Genomic DNA, 24291 nt, shown 5'->3' on the forward strand with positions numbered 1-24291 from the left:
GCTGGTCACTCCGTAACCTCCAAGCTCAGCAGATCTTCGATCGTTTCCCTGCGCAGCAGGATGCGCGAGACGCCGTCCTTGACCGCCACGACAGCGGGGCGGGTCAGCATGTTGTACCTGCTGGACATCGAGTAGCAGTATGCACCGGTCGCCGCCACAGCCAGCAAATCTCCCGCGCCGATGTCGGCGGGCATCCATGCGTCGCGAATGATGATGTCACCGCTCTCGCAGTGCTTGCCGACCACCCGCGCAACGACGGGTTCGGCTTCGCTCACCCGCGACACGAGGCGCGATTCGTACTCCGCCTGATACAGCGAGGTACGGATGTTGTCGCTCATCCCGCCGTCGACGCTGATGTAGCGCCGGCTCTGGCCGGCACCGACGGTCACGTCCTTGATGGTGCCCACTTCGTAGAGGGTGACGGTGCCCGGGCCCGCGATGGCGCGTCCGGGTTCGACCGCGAGGGTCGGTGTGGGCAGTCCGACCAGAGCCGATTCGGTGCGCACGATGTCGTTGAGCTTTGCCGCGAGATCGGTGACCGGCGGGGGGTCGTCGCTCGGCACGTACGAGATGCCGAGGCCGCCCCCGAGGTCGACGATGTGCAGCTGTGAGGTCTTGTCGACCCCGAATTCGGCGACGATGTCGCGCAAGAGCCCGATCACGCGGTGGGCAGCGAGTTCGAATCCGTCGACGTCGAAGATCTGCGAACCGATGTGGCTGTGCAGCCCGACCAGGCGGAGGTTGTCGGCCGCGAACACTCGGCGCACCGCGTCCATCGCGTGGCCGCCGGCCAGCGAGAGACCGAACTTCTGATCCTCGTGCGCGGTGGAGATGAACTCGTGGGTGTGTGCTTCGACACCGACGGTGACGCGGATGAGCACGTCCTGGACGGCGTCCAGCTCACCGGCGACGGCGTCGAGGCGATCGATTTCGGCGAGCGAGTCCAGCACGATGTGCCCGACGCCGACCTCGACGGCGGTCCGCAGTTCGGCCACGGACTTGTTGTTGCCGTGCAGCGCGATCTTCTGCGCCGGGAAGCCGGCGCGCAGCGCTACGGCGAGTTCACCCCCGGATGCGACGTCGAGGCACAGTCCCTCCTGGTGCACCCACCGGGCGATCTCGGTGCACAGGAATGCCTTGGACGCGTAGTGGACACGCGCTGCGGGGCCGAAGGCCTCGGCGATCTCGCGGCACCTCGATCGGAAATCGTCCTCGTCGACGACGAACAGCGGTGTGCCGTAGGTCTCGGCGAGTTCGGCGACGGAGACACCGGCGATGCGAGTGACGCCGTCGTCGCCGCGGCTGGTGTTGCGTGGCCACACGTGCCGGTGGAGCTCGTTCAGTTCTGCAGCATTCTCGGGTCGTTGCGGCAGGCCGGGTGCGTGCGGGATCTCGGCGTGACGCGGCCCCGCGGGATGCGCGTTCACATCCGCTCCGGTGCGCTGACGCCGAGGAGGCCGAGTCCGTTGGCAAGAACCTGACGCGCGGCGGCGCACAGTGCCAGACGCGCAGTGTGCAGCTCGCCGGGCTCTTCGTCGCCTTGCGGCAGAATGCGACACGCGTCGTAGAACCGGTGATAGGTACCGGCGAGTTCTTCGAGGTAGCGCGCCACGCGGTGCGGCTCGCGCAGTTCCGCGGCCTTCGCGACGACCCGCGGGTATTCGCCGATGGTGCGGATCAGGTCGCCTTCGCGATCGTGGGTGAGCAACGCGAGGTCGGCGCCCACCCCGCTGAGTCCGAGGTCGGCGGCGTTCCGCGCGATCGACGCCAGCCGCGCATGCGCGTACTGCACGTAGTAGACGGGGTTCTCGCTCGAGGCGGAAGCCCACAGTGCGAGATCGATGTCGATGCTCTGGTCCACGGACGAGCGCACGAGCGAGTAGCGGGCTGCGTCGACACCGATGGCCTCGACGAGATCGTCGAGTGTGATGACCGTGCCGGCGCGCTTGCTCATCTTCACGGCCTGACCGTCGCGCACGAGATTGACCATCTGGCCGATCATGACCTCGACGGTGTCGGGATCGTCACCGAAGGCGGCGGCAGCGGCCTTCAGCCGCGCGATGTAGCCGTGGTGGTCGGCGCCGAGCATGTAGATGCACAGGTCGAAGCCGCGTGAGCGCTTGTTCTGGAAGTAGGCGATGTCGCCGGCGATGTAGGCGGCGTTGCCGTCCGACTTGATGACGACGCGATCCTTGTCGTCGCCGTAGTCGGTGCTCTTGAGCCACCACGCGCCGTCTTCGAAGTACAGGTTGCCGGAGGCCTTGAGCGTCTCGACCGACTTGTCGACGGCGCCGGACTCGAACAGCGAGTTCTCGTGGAAATACACGTCGAAGTCGACGCCGAAGTCGTGCAGAGTGCGTTTGATGTGCTCGAACATCAGCTCCACACCGATCGACCGGAACGCTTCGTTCCGCTCGTCCTCGGGCAGGTCGAGCGCGCCGGGGCGCTGGTCCTGGACCGATTTCGCGATGTCGACGATGTACGCGCCGGCGTAGCCGTCCTCGGGGGCGGGCTGCCCGAGCGCGGAGGCGATGAGCGACCGGGTGAAGCGATCGATCTGCGCGCCGTGATCGTTGAAGTAGTACTCGCGGGTGACCTCGCCGCCCTGCGCGGTGAGGATACGGCCGAGCGCATCGCCGACCGCCGCCCACCGGGTGCCACCGAGGTGAATGGGACCGGTCGGGTTCGCGGAGACGAATTCGAGGTTGATCTTCCGGCCCGCGAGTGTGTCGGCGTTGCCGTAGGCGTCGCGTTCGTCGAGCACCTCGGCGACGATCGCGCCCTGTGCGTCGGCGGCGAGCCTGATGTTGAGGAAACCGGGGCCGGCGACGTCGGCGGAGTCGATGCCGTCGGCGGCGGTGAGCGCTTCGGCGAGCCAGGTCGCGAGATCGCGAGGATTCACGCCGACCTTCTTGGCAACCTGCATCGCGACATTGGTTGCGTAGTCGCCGTGCTCGGGGTTGCGGGGGCGCTCGACGGTGAGGGTTGCGGGCAGTACTGACGCGTCGAGGTCACGGTCGGCGAGCACTCTCGCAGCGGTTCCGTGGAGCAATTCGGCAAGATCGGCAGGAGTCACAGGTGTTCATCCTATTGGCTGGGGAGTGGCGGCATGGACGCTCCCCCGCTCCCGACGCCCGTAGAGTTGACGATGTGTGCGTACCCGATGGTGCGCACGTTCGCCTGTCCACCCGTAGAAAGAGCACCCAGCGATGCCCAGCGGTCCGAGCAACGGCAGTTCCGGTAAGAAGAACACCGGCGCCAAATCGTCGAAGGCCATCCAGGCCGCCAAGAAGAACAGCGGCGGGGCCAAGGGCCTCCCGAAGCAGCGTCAGATTCCGTGGGTGACGATCGGTGGCATCGTCGTCGTCGTCGCGCTGGTCGCGGTGATCGCGGTCAGCATCATTCCGCGGTACCAGAACCAGCAGGAACTGTCGGCGTGGGCACCGACGGAAGAGAATCAGGATCCGTCGACCGCTATCGACGGTGTTGTGACGGTCGAGTACCCGGCAGGCCAGCACGTCGCCCCGACACAGCGGGTCGCCTACGACCAGAGTCCGCCCTTCGGCGGGCCGCACGACGCGATCTGGGCCACGTGCACAGGAACCGTGTACGACCAGGCCGTGCGGACCGAGAACATGGTCCATTCACTCGAGCACGGCGCAGTCTGGATCGCCTACAACCCCGATCTGCTCGACGACGCAGCGATCGAGACGCTCGAGGCGAAGGTCGACGGACGCACCTACATGTCGATGTCTCCGTATCCCGGGCTCGACGCGCCGATCTCGTTGCAGTCGTGGGGCCATCAGCTCAAGCTCGACAGTGCCGATGACGAGCGCATCGACCACTTCATCGAAGCATTGCGCCTGAACAGGTACACCTACCCAGAGGTCGGTGCCAGCTGCTCGACGCTGCCGGCGTCGTTCGATCCTGCGAATCCGCCTCCGTTCGATGCGTCCGCGCCCGGCCCCGACGCAGTGCCGATGGACGGCGGCACCGTCGATGGCACCGAGCAGGTTCCCGCCGACATACAGGTCCCGGCCGGGAGCTGACGATGAGCACCTCGGATGATCTGTCGCGTGACTCCGCCGATCGCACACCCGGCACCGGAAACCGCAGGACGGTGCTGGTGCTGGCCGCCGTCATCGCCCTCGCAGTCGGCTTCCTGCTCGGATTCCTGGCACGGATCCCCCTCGAGGACTCGAGACCGGCGGATCCGACGGCGGGTTCCGTCGATGTCGGGTTCTGCCAGGACATGACGGTGCATCACAACCAGGCGATCGAGATGTCGGCGATCGCGGTGACGAGCTCGCAGGACCAGTACGTGCGCAACCTCGCCTACGACATCCTCACGACACAGCAGAATCAGGTCGGGCAGATGGAGGGCTGGCTCACGATGTGGGGGCAGCCTCCGCTGCCGTCGGGGCCGTACATGGCCTGGATGAGCGACGACAGTGGTCATTCGCACGGGGCCACATCCGACGATCACGGCCACGAATCCGATGGGATGGCAAGTGCCGACGGAATGGCCACGATGCCGGGGATGGCGTCCTCCGAGGATCTCGCGAACCTCCGTGCCGCAACCGGAGTCGAGCAGGATGTGTTGTTCCTGCAGTTGATGCTGCGCCACCACGAGGGTGGACTGCCGATGATGGAATACGGTGCCCAGTACGCGAGCGAATCGGTCGTGCGGGGTCTTGCTCAGAAGATGGTCGACACACAGACCAGCGAGTCGCAACTGATGACGTCGATGCTCGCCGAGCGCGGCGCCGAGCCGCTCCCGATGAACTGACCGATGGTCCGAGTAACCCGATCCCGGCCTGCAAACCGGCTCTGACCAGCCGATGTGGCGTAGCGCCGACAATGCGCTAGGCTGACTCCCGCACCGCTGGTCACCCGGCGGGCCCGGATTGCCCTCGTAGCTCAGGGGATAGAGCGCTTGCCTCCGGAGCAAGAAGTCGCAGGTTCGAATCCTGCCGAGGGCACCAATTCACCCCCGCTTCGTTCACGAAGCGGGGGTGAATTCGTCTTCGGTGGGTCGTCAGATGCGCACGAAACGAGCCGGGTGACTCCCGGGAACCAGCCGGGCACGCCCGCGCTCGATGAGGTGACGCAGATGCGCGGACCCCTCCGACATCGCCATCTGCTTGCCGCGCGGCGGCGTCTCGTCCCACGACCGGTACCACTTCATGCGGGACGTCGCCTCCCACAGCGTGAGTCCTTCGTCGCCGAGTGAGGTGTACAGGTCGTCGAGTCGCTCTTCGTGGTGTTGGATGAGCGCTGCTGTCCTGCCCGCGAGGTCGTCGATGGGTTGCCGGTGTGCCGGAAGAGTGCGCCTGGCGGGGAGCTTCCCGACCGCGTCGAGTGAGGCGAGGAACTCGCCGAGCGCATCGCGTTCGGCGACGGGGAAATCGAATTCACCGACATGCGGCGTGGTCTTGGCCAGCACGTGGTCGCCGCTGAACAGAATTTCGTGTTCCTCGATGTAGAAGCACGCGTGGCCGGGGGTGTGGCCCGGGGTGAACACGGTGCGGAGCGCGCGTCCCGTGAGCGGGATGACCTCGCCGTCAGTGAGTTTCCGATCGGGTGCAGCCTCCGGTTTACCTTCGCCTTTCCCGGAGTCGGCGAGGTACTCCTCGATCTGTTCGGGCGGTGCCCCCGCGATACGCCACTGTTCGACGGCGCGGTCGGTCCAGTCCAGGTCGGACATCATGTGGCCGAGTTGCTCGAAGTCGGATTCGTGCATGCCCACCCAGCATCCGGAGGCTTCCCGGAGTCGAGCGGTCAGGCCTACATGGTCGGGGTGGAAGTGGGTGACGACGACGCCTTCGACGTCGGTCACCGCCAGCCCTGCGGTCGCGAGACCCCGCTGCAGCGCCTTCCAGGATGTGTCGTTGTTCCAGCCGGCGTCGATCAGGACCACGCCGCGCGGGGACTCGACCGCATAGACCTGAGTGTCGCCGACCGGGAGGTCCGCGACGGGAACGGAGATCGCGTGTATTCCGTCGCCGATATCGAGTGAAGCTGTCATGGCACCCGCCTGATTCTGATCTGTATCGCTTTGCTCACTATTCGTCTCATTCGAAAGTAGCTCAAAGGTTCAACTGATTGGCGGACTGGGCTCGATGATCGCGACGATCGACCGGATGTCGCCCGCCGGAATATCGAAGTGTTCCGTGACCGACACGGTGGTCACCTCGTTCGGGCCGGACGTGATGTCCAGCAAGAATCGCGCGACGACGTCGTGGTGCCACTCGTGGAACGTCAGGTCCCTCACGCGACGGATCTGCCGGTACTCCGCACCGCTTTCGAGGCGGTCGCGGATTTCTGTGCCGCTGTTGCCGGTGCGCTGACCGTTCTCGACCCGCCACGCATCTTCGGCGAGCCTCACATGTGACGCATCGTGGCTGATCAGCGACTGGATGTAGGCGCGTGCCATCGCCACCCGCGCGCTGTCGGTGGGGATATCCGCGTGTTCGGATACGGCCGCCATGAGCGTCGGAGCCCAGTCCGGACGGCAGATCACCAGATCCGGCAGGTACGGATGGGGTCGGTTGTATTCGAGTGGACTGCCGTCGATCCGTGCGCAGAACATCCCCGCTGCCTGCGCGACCGCGACAGGTGCGGCCGAATCCCATTCCCACTGGCCCCCGGCATGGACGTACGCGTCGGCCTCGCCGCGCACCACGGCCATCGCCTTCGCTCCTGCGGAACCCATCGGCACGAGATCGGCGCCGACAGTGCGCGCGACGTCGCGGATGAACGCGGGCGGCCTGCTACCGCTGACCACGATGCTGGGCCGAAACCGGCCGAGGGGTTCGTGTGCGGCCGCGGCGATGTGGTCGCTCGTCGAATACACGGCGCCGAGTGCGGGCTGGGCGACGGCGCCGTCGGTGAGACCTCGTCCGGCCTGCCACAACGCGACGTGGACCGCCCAATCGACGTGGCCGGGCCAACCGTATTCCTTCGAGCCGTCGAGGGGATCGATGATCCACACCCGCTCGGCGTGGACACGACCCGGATCGTCGGCGGCTTCTTCCGAGAGCACCGCGTCGCCGGGTCGTTCGGCCGCGAGCCGCCCGAGGATGAATGCGTTCGCCGCATGGTCCCCGCGGCGACCGAGGTCGCGCCCGTACAGTTCGTCCTGCTCGGTCGCGCGGATGGTCAGCAACAGCTCTCCTGCGCCGGCGGCGATCTCGGTGGCCAGGGCTGCGTCGTCGGTCATGCACTCAACAAAACCACGGTTCCGGTTCCGCGGGACGATCGACCGTTGACCATCGACTAGAACACGTTCTATTGTCGGCTTCGGAAGATGCCCCACCGTAGCAGTACACATTCGGACCTCCAGGAGAACCGTGTGCTCACCGATCCACTGACAGCGGCCATCGCCGAAGCCGAGAAGCTCGTGGCCACAGCACCGCACATCCGCACCGAACAGGACTTGACCGAAGGGTACGAGTACCTCGCCGGAGGAATCTCCGCGTGCGTGCACGCTGCGTTCGCGCACAGCAGCACTCACCCGACCTTCATCACGGGCACCGGCCCCTACGCGAAGATGGGTCTCGACAATCCCGACACCCTGTACTGGGGCGCCGCAGTGCGAGACCATGCCGAGTACCTCGTCACCGGCCGTCGCGGCACCACCTGCGACCTGAGCTTCCAGGTGATGGCCGGCAATTATACCGACGCGAACGTGCCGGGCAACGTGACCGCGTTCGATGATCGCGCACTCACCATCGCCGACGACGGCACCTTCGAGGTCCGATTCGGGCCCGGCCCCGCGGATCCCGCCCGCAACTACTTCCACCTCTCCCCCGGTTCGTCGCAGCTCGTCGTCCGCGAGGTCTACAGCGACTGGATCCAGCGCCGCGGGTCGCTCCGCATCGACCGGCTCGACACACTGGGCACACCCGCGCCCGCACCGACCCGCGACGACGTCACACGACGATACGAGCGCGCAGCCCGGGCTCTGGTGTCGCGTGTGAAGACGTGGCTGCAGTTCCCGCAGTGGTTCTACCTCGATTTGCCGGTCAACACCCTCACCGAACCGCGCCGTACCCCCGGCGGGCTCGACACCCAGTATTCGTCGGTCGGACATTTCGAGCTCTCCGACGACGACGCGATGGTGATCACGCTGCCCGCATCGGACGCCCCCTACCTGGGATTTCAGCTCGGCAGCCTGTGGTACGTCTCCCTCGATTACACCGGGCATCAGACCTCGCTCAACAACTCCCAGGCGCAGGTCGATCCCGATGGGAATGTCCGGATCGTCGTCTCGAACCGCAACCCGGGGGTGACCAACTGGGTCGAGACCGTCGGTCACGACCGCGGCATCCTGCAGTTCCGCTGGCAGCGTCTCGACCGTCACCCAGAACCCAGGGAGGGGCCGGTCGCCGAGGTCGTCGCGTTCGACAGCATCCCCGAACTCCTGCCGTTCCACGAGTCGAACCGCATCACGCCGGACGAGTGGTCGTTGCGCATCGCCGCACGTCAGAGCGGTGTGGCGGATCGGATGCTCGCGTGAGCGCCGCGGCAGGTCTCCTGCGCGATCGGGTGGTCGTCATCTCGGGTGTCGGCCCCGGCCTCGGCCGCACCCTCGCAGTGCGGTGTGCCGAGCACGGCGCCGACGTCGTTCTGGCCGCCCGCACCCGGGAGCGGCTCGAACAGGTCGCGTCCGAGGTCACCGCACTCGGACGTCGTGCGGTTGCCGTGCCCACCGACATCACGGATGACGACTCGGCCGCGCACCTCGCCGAGGTCGCCGTACGCGAGTTCGGACGGGTCGACACCCTGGTGAACAACGCGTTCTCGATCCCCGCCATGAAACCGCTGGCGCGCACCGATTTTCAACACATTCGCGACAGCATCGAACTCACTGTGCTCGGTGCGCTACGACTGACCCGGCTGTTCACCGACACCCTCGGTGTATCGAAAGGCTCTGTGGTCAACATCAATTCGATGGTGTTGCGGCATTCTCAGGAGCGATACGGCAGTTACAAGCTGGCAAAATCCGCGCTGCTCGCGGCGTCACAGTCGCTCGCGACAGAACTCGGTCCGCACGGGATCCGCGTCAATTCAGTCGCTCCCGGCTACATCTGGGGTCCGATCCTGCGCGGCTATTTCGAGCATCAGGCCGAGAAGTACGGCATGGCGGTCGACCAGATCTACGAGCACACCGCGGCGGCGAGCGATCTGAAGCGACTGCCCACTTCCGAGGATATCGCCGACGCGGCGATCTTCCTGGCCTCGCCGATGGCGTCGGCGATCACCGGTCAGTGCCTGGATGTCAACTGCGGCGAATACCACCATTGACGGGACGAATCATGACCGAACGCACCACGATCGGCACCGCCGACTCGCTGCACGAGTCCGCCACGCGACTGACCGGTCTCACCGATTTCGGGGTCGACGACTACTGCGAGGCCCTCGGCGTCCTGCTCGACTCGTACGAGCGCGACGAGAAACTCACCCCGCTCGGCAGCAAGATGTCACGGGTATTCCTGCGCGGAGCACTCGTCGCGCGGCTGTTGTCGGAGGCAGCGTGGGCGCAGCACCCCGCGTACGCAGAGGTCGAGATCACGCGACCGATCTTCGTCACCGGCCTGCCGCGCACCGGCACCACCGCGCTGCATCGTCTCCTGACCGCCGACCCTGCCCATCAGGGTCTCGAGATGTGGCTGACCGAGATGCCGCAACCACGCCCGCCTCGCGAGACCTGGGCCGACAATCCGGTGTTCGCCGGGATCGAGTCGGCGTTCTCCGAGCATCACATCGAGCATCCGGAGTTCATGGGGGTGCACTATATGTCGGCCGCGGAGGTCGAGGAATGCTGGCAACTGCTGCGTCAATCGTTCCGGTCGATCTCGTACGAATGCCTCGCTCATCTGCCCACCTACTCGCAGTGGCTCGCCGGCCAGGACTGGACCGGGGCGTATGCGCGTCATCGACGCAATCTCCAGCTGATCGGCCTGCCCGACGCAGGCAAGCGATGGGTGCTGAAGAACCCGAGCCACCTCTTCGCCCTCGACGAACTGCTCACGGTCTACCCGGATGCCCTCGTCGTGGTCACCCACCGCGACCCGCGCACTGTCATTCCGTCCGTCTGCAGCCTTGCCGCCCAGGCGACCGAGGGGTGGTCGGAGACGTTCGTCGGCGACACCATCGGCCGTAGCCAACTCGATCTGTGGTCACGGGGATACGCAACCTTCACCGAGGCCCGGTCGCGACACGACCGCGCACAGTTCGTCGACGTCGACTACCGGGACTTCGTCGCCGATCCGCTGGGGGCGATCGGAAGCATCTACGACCGGCTCGGCACCGACCTCAGCGCCGATGCGGAGCGTGCGATGACGGCGATGCACGCCGAGAGCCGCAGCGGAGCACGCAAGCCCGCACACCGGTACACCCTCGAGGAATTCGGGTTGTGCGCCGAGGACGTCGACGAACATTTCCCCGACTACGCATACCGTTGAACGCGCCACCCGGCGATAGCCGGGTCGTTTCCGGCGTGACGCGTGGTGAGGACGTCGAGCAACGGAAACAGGGCCGCCGCGATCCGGTCCCCCGTCTCGACGAACTTGCGCTCCGACAGCCCGACCGGGTCGGGGATCCCCGGAATTCCCTCGGCATCGCTGGTGGAGCGGTAGGCGTCGAGCCTCGCGACGGTGTCGGCTCCGGTCACGGTGGCGATCCGGTGCGCCTCGGTGAGAGTGAACGACTTCATCGATGATCCCGCGGCCAGTGCGCTGACCCGGTCGCGCTGGTCCTCGGTCATGGTGAGGACCAGAGCTGCCCGTGCAATCATGTCCGCATCGACGCGGCGTGCTCGCCGCTCGGTCACGTCGCCGCCCAGCCCCTCGATCACCGCGGCGGCACGCGGTTCGATCGGGAACCCGACAAGTGCCCGAGTCCCGGCGCTTTCGGCGGTGAGTCCGCTGATCTGTCGTTCGGCGGCGTACGCGAGCACGAGCCGCTCGGCGATCACCGAGCGGCACACGTTCCCACTACAGACGAACAAGATGTGCACCCGCGCACTCTAACGCCGACAATTTACGCGCCTGACGTGCGCAGATGTTCGTCACCGTGGGTGAATACGCCGTTCACCGAGACGACACCTGCACTTCACCGAGCGCAGATTCAGGGCCGGTCGGCGGGTGCCGGCACAGACCTCGGTCGCTCTCGAACGAGACCGGGACGGTGCAGCCGATCGACACTTCGGTTAGCCTGACCTTCTCGCGGAGACTCCGCGGTTCAGGAGGTGTTGTGCACGTGTCGATTCGAAGAAGGATCATCCCCTTGTGCGCCGCGGTGTTGACGGCGTTCGCACTCACGGCGTGCGGACAGGACTCCGGGACGGACCCGGGGACGGACTCGGCGGAGCAGAGTTCCGCGGAGGAGACCCGCGCCGTCGCAACCCCCATGGGAGAGGTGACGATTCCGGCCGACCCGCAACGCGTCGTCGTGCTGAACTACGCGCTCGCAGGCTACCTCTATCACCTCGACGTTCCCATCGTCGGCGTCACGCCCGAGGACGCGGACGGGGCGGGTATCTTCTCCGAGTTCTGGGCGGACGATGCAGAGGCTGCCGGAACCGAATTCCTTCCGTGGTCCGTGGACGGCTTCGATATCGAGTCCATTGCAGCGATGGATCCCGATCTCATCATCGCGGGCGGCGTCGGGTTCCCGTACCTGCAGGCATCAGAGGCCTACGACGACCTCTCGACGGTTGCTCCGACGGTGCTGGTGGATCGGCAGTTCCAGACCTGGCAGGAACAGTTCGGGTTCCTCGCGAACGACGTGTTCGACCAGTCCGACGTACTCACGCAGCTGACTCAGGAGTACGAGGACCGCAGGGCCGAGGTGATCGAGTCGATCACCCCACCGCCCAACCCCGTCTCGTACGTCACGATCACGGCGGACGGCACTCCGTATGTCCTGATCGAAGACATGGGCCTGCCCGCCGATCTCGTCGACTTCGGGTTCGAACCGGCCCCCGTGTTCGCGAACAGCGGCGCCGAGCCCTACACAGAAGGCGGCGACATGTTCGAGGTCTCCCTGGAGACCATCGGCCAGGTCGTGACCACCCCGACGGTGTTCGTCACCGGGTTCAACGGCCCCGGCCCGTCCGTCGAGGAACTGAGGGAGAACCCCATCTACGCCGCCCTCCCCGCGTTCGCGGCCGGACACGCCTACGACATGCCGTACTGGGCGATTCGCGCAGACTACGACGAAGCAATAGCATTCCTCGACCACCTCGAGGAGCAGTTCGCCTGACGTGCCTGTCGGCGTGGGATGATCGAGGCATGCCCGCACCACTTCCGCTCGACCCCATCGCCGAAGCCCACCGCCAGTGGACCCTCCACGGCTGGGGCGAGGTCGCGGACGGTATGGCCGCCGTGACCTCGGTGATGCGGGCCCAGCAGATCATGATCGCCCGCGTCGAAGAAGTCCTCAAGCCATTCGGACTGACCTTCGCCCGCTATGAACTGCTGACGTTGCTGCACTTCACGAAGTCGGGTGCGCTCCCGATGGCCAAGGCCAGCGCGCGTCTGCAGGTGCACCCGACCAGCGTCACCAACGCCGTCGACCGGCTCGAGGCCGCCGGTCTCGTCCGGCGTACCCCGCACCCGAGCGATCGTCGCGCCACATTGATCGAATTGACAGATGTGGGGCGCGCGCTCGCCATCGAAGCGACCGAGAAGCTCAATGCCGAGGTGTTCGCGCGCCCGGGTATCCCGGATGCAGACCTCGAGGAACTACTCCGGGTTCTGTCTGTGATGCGCCACGACGCAGGCGATTTCGACACGGGTGGCACGCCGACGAAGTGGTGAACGAACAGTGAGGGCCGCCCCGGTCGGGGCGGCCCTCACTCGTCTCTACCGAACTCGCTCGGTCAAGCGTTCTTGAACTCCGGGGCGCGCTTGGCGATGAACGCGGCCATGCCTTCCTTCTGGTCGGCGGTGGCGAACGTCGAATGGAACACGCGGCGTTCGAATTTCACACCCTCGGCGAGCGTGGTCTCGAACGCGCGGTTCACCGCTTCCTTCGCCATGATCGCGACGGGCAACGACATCGAGGCGATGGTCGTCGCCGTCTCGAGCGCGGCGTCGAACAGCTCGGCCACCGGCACTATCCGCGACACGAGCCCGGCGCGTTCGGCTTCCTCTGCGTCCATGTTGCGACCGGTGAGAACCATCTCCATCGCCTTGGCCTTGCCCACGGCGCGGGTCAGGCGCTGCGAGCCACCGATACCCGGGATGACGCCGAGCTTGATCTCGGGCTGTCCGAACTTCGCGGTGTCGGAGGCGATGATGAAGTCGCACAGCATCGCGAGCTCGCAGCCGCCGCCGAGCGCATAGCCGGAGACCGCGGCGACGATCGGGGTGCGTGCCGCCGAGAGGCGGTCCCACTCGGAGAAGAAGTCCTCCCCGTAGACCTCGCTGAACGTCTTGGGCGCCATCTCCTTGATGTCGGCGCCGGCGGCGAAGGCCTTGTCGGAACCGGTGAGCAGGATCGCCCCGATCTCGGCGTCGGTATCGAGCTCCCCGACTGCCGCCACGACCTCGTGCATCAACTGGCTGTTGAGGGCATTGAGCGCCTTGGGCCGGTTGAGCGTGATGATTCCGACTCGACCCTTACGGTCGACCAGGATGGTCTCGAACTCGCTCACTTGCTGTCCTCTTCTGTCGAACGGGTACGGATGTCGTTGATGATCGCAGAAAAGTCGAGACCGCCACCGCCGCCCTCGTTGAACCGGTGGTAGAGCTCCGCCGCACGCAGACCGAGTTCAGCATCGACACCGTTGGTGCGGACCGCGTTCGAGGCCAGGCCGAGGTCCTTGTCCATGAGCGCCACGGCGAAACCGGGCTGGTAGTCGTTGTTCGCCGGAGTCGTCGGCACCGGCCCCGGGACGGGACAGTTGCTCGTAAGAGCCCAGCACTGGCCCGACGCGTTGGAGGCGACGTCGAACAGCGCCTGATTGGTCAGGCCCAGCTTCTCGCCGAGCACGAACGCCTCACTGATCGCGATCATCGACACACCGAGGATCATGTTGTTGCAGATCTTCGCGGCCTGGCCGTTGCCGGACCCGCCGCAGTGCACCACCTTGCGTCCCATGACCTCGAGCAACGGCTGCGCCGACCCGAAATCATCGTCGGATCCGCCGACCATGAACGCGAGGGTGCCCGCGGTGGCGCCGGCGACACCGCCGGACACGGGTGCGTCGATGGCGCGGTGTCCGGCCGCCTGCGCACGGGACGCAGCCTCGCGAGCGTCGGCGACGTCGATGGTGGAGCTGTCGACGAACAGGGTGTTCGCCTTCGCCGCGGGCAGGAGCTCGTCGTAGAGGTCCAGCACGAGCTTGCCGTTGGGCAGCATGGTGACGACGATGTCCGCGCTGCCCACGGCCTCGACCGCCGACGAGACGACGGTGATGCCGTCCTCGGTGGCCTGTTCCGCAGCGGCGGGAACCGGGTCGAACCCGGTCACTGCGTAGCCGGCCTTCACCAGGTTCGCGGCCATCGGGCCGCCCATGTGCCCGAGGCCGAGGAAGGCAACGCTGGGGAGAGTGCTCATCTATCGATCTCCTTCGTCAGCGGCGAGCCCGAGTTCGAGATCGCCGAGCGGCTGGAAGTACGCGTCGAGGTCCGCATCGGTGACATCGGCGAGGGTCGCCGGGGACCACGCGGGATTGCGGTCCTTGTCGACCACCTGCGCGCGAATACCTTCGACGAGATCGTGGGTCTTCAACGACGCGAGCGACACTCGGTACTCCTCGTTGAGGACCTCTTCGAGAGTGTCGAGCTGTCGGGCGTGCCGGAGCGACCGCAGGGTTGCCCCCAGCGCGGCCGGCGACTTGCCGAGGATCGTCTCGGCCGCGGCCTGAGCTTCGGGAACGTCACTGGCACGGAGCCGTTCGACGATCTCACCGACGCTGTCGGCGGAGTAGGCCGCATCGATCCAACTCTGCTGTGCGAACACGTCCGATTCCGGTGCGGGTTGCGAGTATTCGGCCAGGGCCTCGTCGACCGATCCGGATTCGAGTGCGGCGACGAACTTGTCGAGTGCCTCGGCCGGGACGAAGTGGTCGGCGAATCCGAGTGCGATCGCGTCGCCGGCCTTCATTCGTCCGGTAGTCAGGGCGATGTGTGTGCCGAGCTCACCCGGGGCCCGCGAGAGCAGGTAGGTTCCGCCGACGTCGGGAATGAATCCGATTCCGACCTCCGGCATTGCCAGAGACGAACGTTCGGTGACGATCCGGACGTTGCCGTGTGCCGAGATCCCGATGCCACCGCCCATCACGATGCCGTCCATGATCGCGACGTACGGCTTCGGGTAGCGGCCGATCGCGGCGTTGAGGATGTACTCGTCGCGCCAGAAGTCCTGTGTGCCGGTACCGCCGTCCTTCGCATCGTGGTAGATCGCAACGATGTCGCCACCGGCACACAAGCCACGTTCGCCCGCACCGGCGACCACGACGGCACGGATCGTGTCGTCGGTGGACCACTCGAGCAGCGCCTCGGCCATCGCCTGAACCATGGTGTGGTTGAGTGCGTTGATCGCCCTGGGCCGGTTCAGAGTGATCCGGCCGAGCCCGTTCTTCGCCTCGATGAGGATTTCGGGTTCGTTCCCCGTCATGCCGCTCCTGTCTGGGCCGCCGCCACCACGCTGCGCGCGATGACCAGCCGCATGATTTCGTTGGTTCCTTCCAGGATCTGGTGAACGCGCAGGTCTCGCACGATCTTCTCGATCCCGTACTCGGCAAGGTAACCGTATCCGCCGTGCAGCTGCAGTGCCTCGTTCGCCGCGGCGAACCCCGCGTCTGTCGCGAACCGTTTCGCCATCGCGCACAGTTCCACGACATCGGCGGCCTCCGTGTCGAGCGCATCAGCGGCTCGCCACAACAGGGTGCGTGCCGCTTCCAGTTCGGTGCGCATGTCGGCGAGCCGGAACTGCAGCGCCTGCGCATCGAGCAACCGCTCACCGAACGCCTTGCGCTCGGCGAGGTACGCGACTGTGCGGTCGAGGGCGGCCTGGCCACCGCCGACCGAGCACGCGGCGATGTTCAAGCGTCCGCCGTTGAGTCCGTGCATCGCGATCCGGAAGCCGCCGCCTTCCTCACCGAGGAGGTTCTCGGCGGGGACGCGGGCGTCGTCGAAGATCACCTGACGGGTGGGCTGCGCGTTCCAGCCCATCTTCTTCTCGTTGGCACCGAACGACAGACCGGGTGTGTCCTTCGGGATGACGAACGCGGAGATTCCGCGCGCGCCGGTGTCGCCGGTGCGGGCCATCACCACGTACACGTCGGAGGTACCCGCGCCCGAGATGAACTGCTTGACGCCGTTGAGCACGTATTCGTCGCCGTCACGAACGGCTTTGGTACTCAAGGCAGCAGCATCCGAACCGGCACCCGGCTCGGTGAGGCAGTAACTGCCGAGGTGTTCCATCGAGCACAGGCTCGGCAGCCAGCGGCGACGCTGTTCGTCGTTGCCGTACTTGTCGATCATCCACGCCACCATGTTGTGGATGGAGATGTAGGCGGCGATCGACGGACAGCCCTTGGCGAGTTCCTCGAAGATCCGGACGGAGTCGAGGCGTCGCAGCCCGGATCCGCCGACGTCCTCACGGACGTAGATCCCGCCCATGCCGAGTGCTGCGGCCTTGCGCAGCACGTCGACCGGGAAGTGCTTCTCCTGATCCCATTCGACCGCGTTCGGGGCCAGGTACTCGCTGGCGAAGTCGCGGGCGGTATCGCGGATCGCCCGGTCGTCGTCGGTGAGTGCGAACATTGTCGGTGCCGCCTAGTCCATGGTCGGGATGACGAAGTGGTCGGTGTCGGCCACGTGGGCGCCCTCGAGGTCGCCTTCCTTGACGCCGGAAGGCCAGCGCTGGGTGATCGTCTTGGTCTTGGTGTAGAAGCGGAACGCGTCCGGTCCGTGCTGGTTGAGGTCGCCGAAGCCCGAGGCTTTCCAGCCGCCGAAGGTGTAGTACGCGATCGGCACCGGGATCGGGACGTTGACGCCCACCATTCCGACCTCGACGCGGGTGGTGAAGTCGCGGGCGGTGTCGCCGTCGCGCGTGAAGATCGCGACGCCGTTGCCGTATTCGTGCTCGGTGGGCAGGCGCAGGGCTTCCTCGTAGTCGCGCGCGCGGACGACGGTCAGGACGGGGCCGAAGATCTCTTCCTTGTAGATCGACATGTCGGGGGTGACCTTGTCGAACAGGGTTGCGCCCGAGAAGAAGCCGTTCTCGTGGCCTTCGAGGACGAAGCCTCGGCCGTCCACGACGAGCTCGGCGCCTTCTTCGACACCCTTGCCGATGTACTCGTGGACGCGGTCGCGGGCTGCGGCGGTCACGAGCGGGCCGAAGTCTGCCTTCTCGTCGAAGCTGGTGCCGATGCGCAGTTCGGCGATGCGCTCGGTGAGCTTCGCGATGAGCCGATCCGCGGTGTCCTCACCGACGGGGACAGCCACCGACAGTGCCATGCAGCGTTCGCCGGCCGAACCGTAGGCGGCACCGACGAGCGCGTCGGCCACCTGGTCGAGGTCGGCATCGGGCATGATGATCGCGTGGTTCTTTGCACCACCGAAGCACTGTGCGCGCTTGCCGTTCTGCGCGGCCGTCTCGTAGATGTACTGCGCGATGGGTGTCGATCCGACGAAGCCCACCGCCTTGATCCGCGGGTCGGTCAGCAGGACGTCGACTGCCGTCTTGTCGCCGTTGACGACGTTGAAGACGCCTGCGGGCAGACCTGCCTCGAGGAAGAGCTCGGCCAGGCGCAGTGGCACGGACGGGTCGCGCTCGGACGGCTTGAGGACGAAGGCGTTGCCGGAGGCGAGAGCCGGGCCGGCCTTCCACAGCGGGATCATGGCCGGGAAGTTGAACGGAGTGATGCCGGCGACGACGCCGAGGGGCTGACGCATCGAGTAGACGTCGATGCCGGTGCCGGCCGATTCGGTGTACTCGCCCTTGAGCATGTGGGGGGCGCCGAGACACACCTCGACGACCTCGAGGCCGCGCTGGACGTCGCCCTTCGCGTCGGCGAGAGTCTTGCCGTGCTCGCTCGACAGCAGCTGCGCCAGCTCGTCCATGTTGTCCTGCACGAGCTGCACGAATTTCATGAGGACGCGGACGCGCTTCTGCGGGTTCCAGGAAGCCCAGATCTTCTGCGCTTCGACAGCGTTGGCGATGACCGCCTCGACCTCGGAGTTGCCGGCCAGCGGCACCCTCGCCTGAACGGCGCCGGTGTTGGGATCGAAGACGTCGGCGAAGCGACCGGAGGCACCGGGAATGTGCTCGCCGCCGACGAAGTGGGTGAGTTCTCGAACGCTCATGTCGAACCGTCCTCAGAGATAGTCGTGTCGATGACCGGGGGGCGGCCGGAGACCACACCCCGAAGTCTTCGCCCATCCTATAGTTGGAAGTCCATGTATGTCTACCGTCACATACCGGACCATCGCGATCCGAGCGGCGGATCAGCGCAGACGGCGGTAGAGATCTTCGAGATCGGATATCCCCCGGATCACGACGGCCTCATCGGTTCCACCCGCCCGCAACGCGCGGCGCAGCGACATCGGATCCAGGTCATCGAGGGCCGGCCGGAAGTGCTCGACCGGCAGCTCGGGCAGTTCGGTGTCGTTCCCGTAGAAGTCATCGTCGTCGTCGGACTCCTCCTCCTGCACCCCGCCGATGAGCATCGGCAGGTCGACCCCGCGCAGCGTCAGGACGGACAAGGGGTTCTCGTCGACGTGCTCGGCCAACAGGAACGCGACCGCCGCGGCGTGCTTGCACGGCCAGCCGTCGTCGGGGCACGTGCAGTCGAAGTCGAGTTCCCCCGCGCGACGGGGGAGCACCAGGTGCCCGAGTTCTTCGGGGAGCACTCCCCCGGCCAGGCGCGCGAGCAACCCGGGCGACGAGCGCACCTGCTCGATCAGCTCGTCGACGGCGTCCTCGGACAGCGTGCGCACCGTGACGGTGGCCGTGAACGGGCGCAACTGGCTACCCTGCACCTCGCCGATCACGGCGCCCGGTTCCAGGCGCAGCGACACCACCTGGCCCGATCGTGCATACGCGCGCCCCCGGGTCAGCCGCCCCTTGTCGGCGACCTGTTCCATCGCCGCGATCAGTTCTTTCGACCACCAGCTGCGGCCGATCGCGCCGCGTTTGGTGCGGGCCTCGACGCCACGCGCCGCCGGTCCGACGGGGCCGTACCTCCCCGAACTCCTCCGGCCCGCCATCAGTCGCCCACCGCGTCGTCGCCGAGGGTCAGCAGCGAGTGCAGCTGATCCGTGGACAGTTCGGTGATCCAGTTCTCCCCCACCCCGACCGCGAGATCGGCGAGTTCCTGTTTCCCGGCAAGCATTTCATCGATCCGCTCCTCGACCGTCCCCACACACACCAGCTTGCGCACCTGTACGTCGCGGCGTTGCCCGATGCGGAAGGCACGGTCGGTGGCCTGGTTCTCGACCGCCGGGTTCCACCAACGGTCCAGGTGCACCACATGGTTGGCGGCCGTCAGGTTCAGACCCGTGCCGCCCGCCTTGAGCGACAGGAGCATGATCGGTGGTCCGGCGCCTTCCTGCTGGAATCGGCTGACCATGTCGTCGCGCTTCCGCTTCGGCACACCGCCGTGCAGGAACGGCACCTCGGTGGCGAATCGTTGCTCCAGATAAGGCGCGATGAGGGTGCCGAACTCACGGAACTGAGTGAACAGCAGGACCTTCTCGCCGTCGGCGAGGACCGATTCGACGATGTCCTCGATCAATCCGAGTTTGCCCGACCGATGGCGCCCGCGGCGCAGGACCGGTGATCCGTCGCCGAGGTAGTGGGCGGGATGGTTACACACCTGCTTGAGGCGGGTCAGCGCGGCCAGCACCGCCCCCTTCCTGGCCATTCCCTCCTTGTCCCGGATCTTGCGCATCATGTCGTCGACGACAGCCCGGTACAGCGCGGCCTGTTCGGCGGTCAGGTTGGCGCGCACGGTCTGCTCGAACTTCTCGGGCAGATCGGAGATCACATCGGGGTCGGTCTTGACGCGCCTCAACACGAACGGCGCGGTCAGGGCGCGCAGTCGCGCGGCGGCCGCCGAATCGTGATCGCGTTCGATGGGCACCGCGAACTTCGCCCGGAATCCAGCCGCACTGCCGAGCAGTTTCGGGTTCGCGAAATCGAGGATCGACCGGAGTTCCTCGAGCCGGTTCTCGACGGGTGTGCCGGTGAGGGCGATGCGGTGCGCCGCGGGAATCGCGCGGGTGGCCCGTGACTGTCCGGTGCTCGCGTTCTTCACGTGCTGCGCCTCGTCGAGCACGATCCGGCGCCACGACAACTCCACCAACTGCGCGATGTCACGCGCGACGATCGCGTACGTGGTGATCACCAGGTCGTGGTCGGCGACCGCTGCAGCAAGCGCGTCGCCGCGCAGACGCTGCGGGCCGTGGTGGACATAGACGCGCAGGCCGGGAACGAACCGTTCGGCCTCCCGATGCCAGTTACCGACGACGGACATCGGACACACCAGCAACGTCGGCGCCGAGCCCACAGGAGCGGAACCGTCTGCCTGTGCCACCTCGCGTTCGTGGGCGAGCAGCGCGAGCACCTGCACCGTCTTGCCCAACCCCATGTCGTCGGCGAGCACCGCACCGAGACCGAGCCGGGTCATGAATGCGAGCCAGTCGAGTCCCCGTTGTTGATAGGGGCGTAGCTCGGTGCGCAGGTCCTTCGGCACCGCAACAGGATCGGGATGGACCTGACCGTCGAGCAGTGTCTCGACCCATCCGGACGCGGTGATGTCGGTGACCTCGACCGGCGGCGGATCATCACCGGTGAACTGCGCGAACAGGGAACCGAGCGACCCGTCCTGCTCGGAATGGGCATTGACGTACTTGGCAGCTCGTGCGAGCGCCTCGTTGTCGGCGCGAACCCATTTGCCACGCAGCTTCACCAGGTCGCTGTTCGCGGCGACGAGCTCCTCCATCTCGGAGTGCGTGAGCAGCATGTCGCCGACGGCGAGCTGCCACTCGTAGGAGACGATCGCGTTCATCCCCACCGAGCTCTCGTCGGCGGTCACCGGCGCGACCGACGAATTCACCGTGAGACGTAGCGACGCGTCGACGGTGGCCCACGCCCTCGGCAGCAGCAGCGACACATCGGCCGCGTGCAACGCGCGCGCTCCGTGCTCCACCAGATCGATCACGACGGGCGTGGGCAGCAGCAGGTCGAGTGTGTCGGGGTCGCGAGGGACTTCCTGCAGTCGGGGGTACGCGTTGAGGGCGGCTCCGAGCTTGCGGACACCGATCTGGAGCAGGTGTGCGTCGGTGGACTCCACCGGCAAGGGAATCGGCGACTGTCCTTCCGTCTGCAGGCACACCTCGAGACGCCAGAGGGCGCCGGCGCCGACATCGGCGTCGTCACTGTCGTCGGGTTCCACCAATCGAAGCACGAGGTCGGGTTCGAATCCCGCGAGGCTGGCCCGCCATTCGTCGAGGGCATCGGCCATGCGCTGACTGCCGCGGGGATGCGGGTTGCCTTCGGCCAGCGCGGCAACGAGGGGGTGCAGAGACGTCGACGGCCCGTGTAGACCCCGGACGATCGGGTCGGTCAGCTCGGCGCACATGTCGTCGAGCAGTGCGACCGGGCGGCCGAGCTGCCGCTGGACCGGCGGCATCGCCGCAGCGAGTTCCGCAAGCCACGCCCGGTTCTTCTCGCCGCCGAGGAGCCGCCACCGGGCCCACCACTGTTTCTCGGCGCGCACCAGCTCGGGCGCCACGCGGCCGGCCTGCGCCCATCGTTCGATGCCGCGCGCCACGTGGACGAGGAAACGCAGATCTCCCGCAATGCCCTGGGCGCGGCGCGGGATGTCGAGCAGGAGTTCGGCCGCGTCCGGTGGTGCGATGGCAACGGCGGGCAGCGTGCGGGGTTCCGTGTCGCCGGGCAGGGTCAGTTCGACCCGGTGCCGGAACGGCCGGTCCGTCCACCTGCGCAGCGCCGACGGCAGCTCCGCGGTGTCTGCAGATTCGGCAGATGCGGTCGGTTCGTCCGGTTCGCGCCACAGCACCAGGCCCGATCCAGGTGACCAGAGCCCGTGCAAGAACATCCCTATATGGTGCCAGCCCCCGGCGACGTCCGAAGTGGCAGGCTGTGAACATGGCGATTGCGTACGGATTCTCGGAATACGGCGGACCCGGCACCCAGCAGGTCTTCGACCTGGAAATACCCCGGCCGGGACCAGGTCAGCTCGTCGTCTCCGTGCACGCTGCCGGGGTGAATCCGGCCGACTGGAAGGTACGGGCGGGCACCCGCAAGGACACCGTTCCGGTGGCCTTGCCCGCCGTCCTGGGACGCGAGGTGTCCGGCGTTGTCACAGCGGTGGGTGAGAACGGCAAGGGTTTCGCCGTCGGTGATGCCGTATTCGGATCGACGGCGACCGGCTTCGGCGGATACGCTGAGTACACGGTGCTCAACGCCGACAGCGCCGCACTCAAGCCCGAAGGCCTCGGCTTCGCCGCCGCCGCGACCATTCCCGTCGCGGCCGGCACCGCGCTGGACATCGTCGAACAGCTCGAGGTCGTCGACGCGGACACCGTGCTCGTGCTCGGTGCCGGCGGTGGTGTCGGCTCCGCCGTCACGCAGCTGGCCCACGCGCAGGGGGCTGCGGTGCTCGGTGTCGCGAGTGCCGGCAAGACAGATCTGGTGGAGGCCAACGGTGGTATCTGGATCGAGTCCGGCCCCGGTAGCGAAGAGCGGATTGTCGCGGCAGGTGAGCGCGCGGGCAAGGTGACGGTGATCGTCGACCTGGTGGGCGGGGACGTCCTGGCGCGCGCCTCGTCCGCATGCGGACGCGATGTACGCCTGATCAGCGTCGCCGATCCTACGCGTGCGTCCGACCTCGGCGGTTCGGGCGTCGACCGTCGCCGCACCACCGAGGTGTTCGCGCGCGTCGCGGCACTCATCGAATCGGGTGTGCTCGATCCGAGGATCGAGCACACCTTCCCGCTCGGCGAGGCCGGACGCGCGTTGGCGCTCGTCGAAGACGGCCACGCGCGCGGCAAGGTGGTCGTGACCGTCCGTTGAACGCTCCGGCTCTGAGCACTCTCGACTCTGAGCCTCTGGATCCGGGCGCGTGGGCGGAGGAGGATGGGCGTATGTCCGTCCTGATCCAGGTTCTCGAGCAGACACACAGTGCTCACACTCCGTGGGAACAGGTGAAGTATGCGTTCATCGACTGGGATCACGTCACCACGTTGCGTCTCGACGGCCAATGCGGGGTGTGGCTCGACGGCACCAAACATGGTGAGTCGCACCGGCTCGCAGCGACCGCCAGTCCCGAGGAATCCATCTTCTTCTTACTCAGGGTCTACGATCGGATCGCCGAATGCCGCCAGGCCGGTGGTTCGTGGATCGTCGGACACGACGGCCGCACCGTCGCATCCATCCGCGCGACACGGTTCCCGTTGACCACCGAAAGCTGAGTTCCACTGCATCCGGTTGCCGCGTAAATGGGCACGTGCTCACGACACGACGCGCGCAGGAGTCCGCGGAGCGCGCGAAGGCGACACCTCGGCGCGGACCTGCCACGATCACCCGATGCGCGGTGGGAACGCGAAGTGGTGGGTGCCGGTGGTGGTGATCGCAATGGTCGTGTCGTGGTGGTTCGATCCTTCACCACGGACGACGGATCCCGCCCCCGGCAGTCCGTCGCGCGTCCTGATCGACGAGTTGCTCGCCGCCGTGACCGTGGTCCCCGGGCGGCCGCATCCCGGTGGTTACGAGCGCGACTGCGGAAGCGGCGGCGGGTGCGTCTTCGGACACGCCTGGACGGACGAACACCCCGGGCCGGGCGGGCACGACGGCTGCGACACCCGCAACAACGTGCTCGCGCGAGACCTACGCGACGTCGCCTTCCGCCCGGGCAGCGACGACTGCATCGTCACCACCGGAACGCTCGACGACCCGTACACGGGTACCCGAGTGCACTTCCAGCGCGCGCATGCGAACGCGGTGCACATCGACCACATCTATCCGCTCGCGGCAGCCTGGGATCACGGTGCGGCGGGCTGGCCTGCGGAGCTACGGCGGCAGTTCGCGAACGACGTGGTGTACAACCTGATTGCCGTCGACGGCGCCGCGAACATGACCAAACGCGACCACACTCCCGCGGCGTGGCTACCACCTGCCACCGGGTACCGGTGCTGGTTCGCAGGAAAATACCTGACGGTCGCGCTGAGATACGAGTTGCCGATCACGGTCGAGGACCACGGCGCACTCACCGACGCGGCGCAGACGTGCCCGGGGTGATCG

General features: G+C 66.8%; 22 protein-coding genes and 1 tRNA gene. 11 read left to right on the forward strand and 12 right to left on the reverse strand.

Features of this window, described 5'->3' with window-relative positions; all coding sequences use genetic code 11:
- Window positions 1-5: 5 nt before the first annotated feature.
- Together lysA and argS are read right to left on the reverse strand one after the other, a co-directional pair.
- Window positions 6-1427 (reverse strand): diaminopimelate decarboxylase, encoded by a 1422-nt coding sequence (gene lysA / locus EV641_RS05860; RefSeq protein WP_132471129.1) that lies wholly within the window; start codon window positions 1425-1427, stop codon window positions 6-8.
- Window positions 1424-3076, reverse strand: a complete 1653-nt coding sequence (gene argS / locus EV641_RS05865) for an arginine--tRNA ligase (RefSeq protein ID WP_132471130.1) — start codon at window positions 3074-3076, stop codon at window positions 1424-1426. Before argS ends, lysA begins: the two co-directional genes overlap by 4 nt.
- Window positions 3077-3209: 133 nt before the next feature.
- Here argS and EV641_RS05870 point away from each other — a divergent pair, with 133 nt between their 5' ends.
- The 3 genes from EV641_RS05870 (at window position 3210) to EV641_RS05880 (ending at window position 4985) form a co-directional block, all read left to right on the forward strand.
- The gene (locus tag EV641_RS05870) at window positions 3210-4049 is read left to right on the forward strand and encodes a DUF3105 domain-containing protein (protein ID WP_132471131.1); all 840 of its coding nucleotides are present in this window, start codon (window positions 3210-3212) and stop codon (window positions 4047-4049) included.
- A 2-nt stretch (window positions 4050-4051) separates the two neighbouring features.
- Window positions 4052-4789 (forward strand): DUF305 domain-containing protein, encoded by a 738-nt coding sequence (locus tag EV641_RS05875; RefSeq protein ID WP_199233156.1) that lies wholly within the window; start codon window positions 4052-4054, stop codon window positions 4787-4789.
- A 120-nt stretch (window positions 4790-4909) separates the two neighbouring features.
- Window positions 4910-4985 (forward strand) — tRNA-Arg (locus EV641_RS05880).
- A gap of 53 nt (window positions 4986-5038) precedes the next feature.
- On the opposite strand, the gene EV641_RS05885 is transcribed toward EV641_RS05880, so the two are convergent.
- Complete coding sequence (locus tag EV641_RS05885) at window positions 5039-6028, reverse strand: MBL fold metallo-hydrolase (protein WP_132471132.1); 990 nt, start codon at window positions 6026-6028, stop codon at window positions 5039-5041.
- A gap of 69 nt (window positions 6029-6097) precedes the next feature.
- Window positions 6098-7222 (reverse strand): 3'(2'),5'-bisphosphate nucleotidase CysQ, encoded by a 1125-nt coding sequence (locus tag EV641_RS05890; protein WP_132471133.1) that lies wholly within the window; start codon window positions 7220-7222, stop codon window positions 6098-6100.
- Between the two features lie 132 nt (window positions 7223-7354).
- Here EV641_RS05890 and EV641_RS05895 point away from each other — a divergent pair, with 132 nt between their 5' ends.
- From EV641_RS05895 to EV641_RS05905, 3 genes are read left to right on the forward strand one after another with little or no spacing between them, the layout of a single operon-like run.
- On the forward strand, window positions 7355-8521 hold the full coding sequence (locus EV641_RS05895; RefSeq protein ID WP_132471134.1) for a hypothetical protein: 1167 nt from the start codon (window positions 7355-7357) through the stop codon (window positions 8519-8521).
- The gene (locus EV641_RS05900) at window positions 8518-9309 is read left to right on the forward strand and encodes an SDR family oxidoreductase (RefSeq protein ID WP_132471135.1); all 792 of its coding nucleotides are present in this window, start codon (window positions 8518-8520) and stop codon (window positions 9307-9309) included. Before EV641_RS05895 ends, EV641_RS05900 begins: the two co-directional genes overlap by 4 nt.
- An 11-nt stretch (window positions 9310-9320) precedes the next feature.
- Window positions 9321-10469, forward strand: a complete 1149-nt coding sequence (locus tag EV641_RS05905) for a sulfotransferase (RefSeq protein ID WP_132471136.1) — start codon at window positions 9321-9323, stop codon at window positions 10467-10469.
- On the opposite strand, the gene EV641_RS05910 is transcribed toward EV641_RS05905, so the two are convergent.
- Complete coding sequence (locus EV641_RS05910) at window positions 10454-11023, reverse strand: low molecular weight phosphatase family protein (RefSeq protein ID WP_132471137.1); 570 nt, start codon at window positions 11021-11023, stop codon at window positions 10454-10456. The genes EV641_RS05905 and EV641_RS05910 overlap by 16 nt on opposite strands.
- A 242-nt stretch (window positions 11024-11265) precedes the next feature.
- On the opposite strand from EV641_RS05910, the gene EV641_RS05915 reads away from it, so the two are divergent.
- On the forward strand, window positions 11266-12270 hold the full coding sequence (locus EV641_RS05915) for an ABC transporter substrate-binding protein (RefSeq protein WP_054718175.1): 1005 nt from the start codon (window positions 11266-11268) through the stop codon (window positions 12268-12270).
- A gap of 29 nt (window positions 12271-12299) precedes the next feature.
- Entirely contained in the window at window positions 12300-12827 is a 528-nt protein-coding gene (locus EV641_RS05920; protein WP_054718169.1) for a MarR family transcriptional regulator, read from the forward strand.
- Between the two features lie 62 nt (window positions 12828-12889).
- Here EV641_RS05920 and EV641_RS05925 read toward each other — a convergent pair whose 3' ends face one another.
- From EV641_RS05925 to EV641_RS05955, 7 genes are all read right to left on the reverse strand, one after another.
- The gene (locus tag EV641_RS05925) at window positions 12890-13666 is read right to left on the reverse strand and encodes an enoyl-CoA hydratase (protein WP_132471139.1); all 777 of its coding nucleotides are present in this window, start codon (window positions 13664-13666) and stop codon (window positions 12890-12892) included.
- The gene (gene mmsB, locus EV641_RS05930) at window positions 13663-14571 is read right to left on the reverse strand and encodes a 3-hydroxyisobutyrate dehydrogenase (RefSeq protein WP_132471140.1); all 909 of its coding nucleotides are present in this window, start codon (window positions 14569-14571) and stop codon (window positions 13663-13665) included. Before mmsB ends, EV641_RS05925 begins: the two co-directional genes overlap by 4 nt.
- Window positions 14572-15633, reverse strand: coding sequence for an enoyl-CoA hydratase/isomerase family protein (locus EV641_RS05935; RefSeq protein WP_132471141.1), 1062 nt, complete (start codon window positions 15631-15633; stop codon window positions 14572-14574).
- The gene (locus tag EV641_RS05940) at window positions 15630-16784 is read right to left on the reverse strand and encodes an isobutyryl-CoA dehydrogenase (RefSeq protein ID WP_132471142.1); all 1155 of its coding nucleotides are present in this window, start codon (window positions 16782-16784) and stop codon (window positions 15630-15632) included. Before EV641_RS05940 ends, EV641_RS05935 begins: the two co-directional genes overlap by 4 nt.
- Window positions 16785-16796: 12 nt before the next feature.
- A complete protein-coding gene (locus tag EV641_RS05945; RefSeq protein ID WP_132471143.1) occupies window positions 16797-18329 on the reverse strand; it encodes a CoA-acylating methylmalonate-semialdehyde dehydrogenase in 1533 nt (510 codons plus the stop codon).
- A gap of 141 nt (window positions 18330-18470) precedes the next feature.
- Window positions 18471-19232 (reverse strand): SWIM zinc finger family protein, encoded by a 762-nt coding sequence (locus EV641_RS05950; protein ID WP_132471144.1) that lies wholly within the window; start codon window positions 19230-19232, stop codon window positions 18471-18473.
- Window positions 19232-22087 (reverse strand): DEAD/DEAH box helicase, encoded by a 2856-nt coding sequence (locus EV641_RS05955; RefSeq protein ID WP_132471145.1) that lies wholly within the window; start codon window positions 22085-22087, stop codon window positions 19232-19234. Before EV641_RS05955 ends, EV641_RS05950 begins: the two co-directional genes overlap by 1 nt.
- A 50-nt stretch (window positions 22088-22137) precedes the next feature.
- On the opposite strand from EV641_RS05955, the gene EV641_RS05960 reads away from it, so the two are divergent.
- The 3 genes from EV641_RS05960 (at window position 22138) to EV641_RS05970 (ending at window position 24288) form a co-directional block, all read left to right on the forward strand.
- On the forward strand, window positions 22138-23064 hold the full coding sequence (locus tag EV641_RS05960) for an NADP-dependent oxidoreductase (protein ID WP_132471146.1): 927 nt from the start codon (window positions 22138-22140) through the stop codon (window positions 23062-23064).
- A gap of 71 nt (window positions 23065-23135) precedes the next feature.
- Window positions 23136-23462 (forward strand): hypothetical protein, encoded by a 327-nt coding sequence (locus EV641_RS05965; RefSeq protein ID WP_132471147.1) that lies wholly within the window; start codon window positions 23136-23138, stop codon window positions 23460-23462.
- Between the two features lie 115 nt (window positions 23463-23577).
- Window positions 23578-24288 carry an HNH endonuclease family protein gene (locus tag EV641_RS05970; protein ID WP_199233157.1) on the forward strand — a complete coding sequence of 237 codons (711 nt, stop codon included), beginning with the start codon at window positions 23578-23580 and terminating at the stop codon, window positions 24286-24288.
- The last annotated feature ends 3 nt before the right edge of the window (window positions 24289-24291 follow it).

Source organism: Rhodococcus sp. SMB37 (assembly GCF_004345605.1).
GTDB lineage: Bacteria > Actinomycetota > Actinomycetes > Mycobacteriales > Mycobacteriaceae > Rhodococcus.

Coding starts and splice junctions, on each gene's coding strand:
- EV641_RS05870 (WP_132471131.1), top strand. CDS start 3,210: ATGCCCAGCGGTCCGAGCAACGGCAGTTCCGGTAAGAAGAACACCGGC.
- EV641_RS05875 (WP_199233156.1), top strand. CDS start 4,052: ATGAGCACCTCGGATGATCTGTCGCGTGACTCCGCCGATCGCACACCC.
- EV641_RS05885 (WP_132471132.1), bottom strand. CDS start 6,028: ATGACAGCTTCACTCGATATCGGCGACGGAATACACGCGATCTCCGTT.
- EV641_RS05890 (WP_132471133.1), bottom strand. CDS start 7,222: ATGACCGACGACGCAGCCCTGGCCACCGAGATCGCCGCCGGCGCAGGA.
- EV641_RS05905 (WP_132471136.1), top strand. CDS start 9,321: ATGACCGAACGCACCACGATCGGCACCGCCGACTCGCTGCACGAGTCC.
- EV641_RS05920 (WP_054718169.1), top strand. CDS start 12,300: ATGCCCGCACCACTTCCGCTCGACCCCATCGCCGAAGCCCACCGCCAG.
- mmsB (WP_132471140.1), bottom strand. CDS start 14,571: ATGAGCACTCTCCCCAGCGTTGCCTTCCTCGGCCTCGGGCACATGGGC.
- EV641_RS05935 (WP_132471141.1), bottom strand. CDS start 15,633: ATGACGGGGAACGAACCCGAAATCCTCATCGAGGCGAAGAACGGGCTC.
- EV641_RS05940 (WP_132471142.1), bottom strand. CDS start 16,784: ATGTTCGCACTCACCGACGACGACCGGGCGATCCGCGATACCGCCCGC.
- EV641_RS05945 (WP_132471143.1), bottom strand. CDS start 18,329: ATGAGCGTTCGAGAACTCACCCACTTCGTCGGCGGCGAGCACATTCCC.
- EV641_RS05950 (WP_132471144.1), bottom strand. CDS start 19,232: ATGGCGGGCCGGAGGAGTTCGGGGAGGTACGGCCCCGTCGGACCGGCG.
- EV641_RS05955 (WP_132471145.1), bottom strand. CDS start 22,087: ATGTTCTTGCACGGGCTCTGGTCACCTGGATCGGGCCTGGTGCTGTGG.
- EV641_RS05960 (WP_132471146.1), top strand. CDS start 22,138: ATGGCGATTGCGTACGGATTCTCGGAATACGGCGGACCCGGCACCCAG.
- EV641_RS05965 (WP_132471147.1), top strand. CDS start 23,136: ATGTCCGTCCTGATCCAGGTTCTCGAGCAGACACACAGTGCTCACACT.
- EV641_RS05970 (WP_199233157.1), top strand. CDS start 23,578: ATGCGCGGTGGGAACGCGAAGTGGTGGGTGCCGGTGGTGGTGATCGCA.